The following is a 2,247-nucleotide window of genomic DNA, read 5'->3' as shown; positions in this document are numbered from 1 at the left end:
GAGTTCGCCTGCGCCTCTCTGCGCACAACCCGTTCACCGGCCTCGCGCTCACTGCTTTCACACGCCTCGCGGCTCCCTGACCAGCATCAACCGCCCCAACCCCGACCGGACCTGACCGGAGCCATCAGCACAAATCATGAAAAATCGAGGTTAGTGTTTCGTACGCTGCTGGAGCAGCGGCGGAGTGGTTGGGTAGAGGGATCGAGGCGCGGCACGCAAAGTGGTCGTCACCATGGTCGATGATCTGGACGACAAATGTGTCGCCGCGGAGATGGTTCGACCGAGACGGGAAGCGTTTATGATTGTTGATACTTAGATATAAGCACTTGAACATTTAAATCCGAACCGGTACAGCCACGAGGCAGCGAGACAGGAGACATGTCGCCTCATGACTCTCGCTCGGTGGAGCACCGATGCCTTCATAGACCGGCCGCCCCGTGGCCGCTTCTGCGTCAACCGGTACGGTCCGGGTTATCCCATGCCGGTGCGTGTCGGGTTTGGGTGGCGAGTGGGTGGGGTTCTCCGGTGAGGCGGGCCACGGCGGTGGCGACTTCGGTGATGGTTGCGGTGGTGTAGACGCCGGTGACCCCGGCGCCGGTATGGCTGTGGCGGGCGAATTCGCGGGCTATGGCGGTGCCGTAGTGGCGTTCGACCCAGGTGATGGTGGTGTGGCGCAGCCAGTGGATCGAGATGCCGTGAGTATGCACCCAGGGCAGGTGTGTGCCGAGGCGTTCGAACAGGTGGTTGTAGCGGCAGCGGGTGATCGGATTGCCGCTGCGTGTCCGCAGCAGCTGCTCGGAGGCGGCACCGCCGCGTTGTTCGGCGTGGCGGCACAGGGCCCGCATCAAGGTGGATGAGACCGGTTGCCACAGCTGTGTTCCTCCCTTTTCCCGCAGCAGGATCACCGCCTGCACCGGATCCAGATCCTGAGGGCGTAGCGCCAAGGCGCCGGCGCGGCGACAGGCGGTTTCGGTGTGCAGCCGCAGCAGCAGGCTGTCCAGTTCCGGGTCGTTGCCGGTGGTTGCGGCGACGTGCACGATCTGCGCCAGCAGGTCGCTGGGCAGAGCCCGGCGGTTCGACCGGGTGCGTTTGGGTTTGGACAACCGAGTCGCGGGATTGTCGCGGGGGTCGAGGAGGCGGCTGTCCTCGGCGTGCTTGTACAGGCGTCGTAGGGCGTCGATGACATGGCGGACAACGTCGTTGCCGCCGCGGTCGCTGCGCCGGATGACGCGGTTGGCGCGGATCTTTTCGCAGAGGGCCTGCAGGTCGGCGGGGGTGGGTTCGTCGAGGCGACGGTGGGCCCAGCCGGGTTGGGTGAGGATCTTGTTCCAGTAGGTGCGGTAGTGCTCGCGGGTGCGTCCTGCGGGCATGGCTGCCAGGACGGTGGGGATGTAGTCGGCGAAGGTCGGTGCGAGACGGGCGGTTTCGGGTGGTGAACCGGTGGCGAGGTCGGCGACGGTGAGACCGAGCCGGTCCATCATCATCTGCACCGCGGCGACATCGGACTGAGTACTCGAGGTCATCGGGTGGTTCCTTCGGTGAAGCGACGGGCGAGGATGTCGTCGAGGACCGCGGCGGGATAGACGACCAACAGAGCGTGGTCGGGGTCGGCGGCCAACAGGACACGATCGCGAATGCCGATTCCGGCGGCGTGCCGGACGGCGGCGGGAATCGAGATATGCCCGTACTTGGTGACGCCGCATCTGCCGAATCCGGGGCGGGTGATCAAGACCAGACCCGCCGATCACCCGCCAGGACAGCAGGTCGCCAGGTCGCCAGTCGAGGGCCTCGACGATGGCCTTGTCGACGACGCGGCCGTTGGTATCGACCGGGCGGATGCTGTGCACGGCCGTCGATCGTGCGGGTTGCTCGACCGTAGCCATCGGCAGGGCAGGGCCGGAGGCGAAGGTGGACGGATCGCCGAAACCGGGCCGTGCGGTGAAGGAGGGCAGCAGCGGCCGCAGTGTGTCACCGGTCACAATTTTCACCCCCGTCCGGGGTGAAGCCGCAGGTCAGGGTGGTGAGAGAAAAATGGGTGTCCAGGCGCTGCCTGGACACCGTTTCTGGGGCAAAACTGCGTCGTTTTTGTGTCCGGAGGGGGAATCGACCACTACGCCCACGCTCTTCGCCGGCGAGAGGTGCTGCCTCTGGTGTAAGGGGAAGCTCATGACCGAGTGGCGCTCGGAACCACAACGGCCAGTATGGATCCACCGAAAGTAGATCATTGTGACGCGATATGGCGGGTGG

At 65.3% G+C, this 2,247-nt stretch carries 2 protein-coding genes; both read right to left on the bottom strand.

Annotated elements, in window-relative coordinates; translation table 11 throughout:
• Positions 1-452: 452 nt before the first annotated feature.
• On the bottom strand, positions 453-1,523 hold the full coding sequence (locus ON20_RS25995) for a tyrosine-type recombinase/integrase (RefSeq protein WP_051163334.1): 1,071 nt from the start codon (positions 1,521-1,523) through the stop codon (positions 453-455).
• Entirely contained in the window at positions 1,520-1,729 is a 210-nt protein-coding gene (locus ON20_RS25990) for an AbrB/MazE/SpoVT family DNA-binding domain-containing protein (RefSeq protein WP_040839710.1), read from the bottom strand. Before ON20_RS25990 ends, ON20_RS25995 begins: the two co-directional genes overlap by 4 nt.
• Between the last annotated feature and the right edge of the window lie 518 nt (positions 1,730-2,247).

The organism is Nocardia brevicatena NBRC 12119, assembly GCF_000308495.1.
Classification (GTDB): Bacteria; Actinomycetota; Actinomycetes; order Mycobacteriales; family Mycobacteriaceae; genus Nocardia; species Nocardia brevicatena.
Note: the sequence above shows the minus strand (reverse complement) of the source record. Positions and strands in the feature narration are given on the sequence as shown.

Bases quoted from the DNA above. Each gene is read 5' to 3' on its own strand.
- ON20_RS25995 (WP_051163334.1), bottom strand. From the start codon at position 1,523: ATGACCTCGAGTACTCAGTCCGATGTCGCCGCGGTGCAGATGATGATG.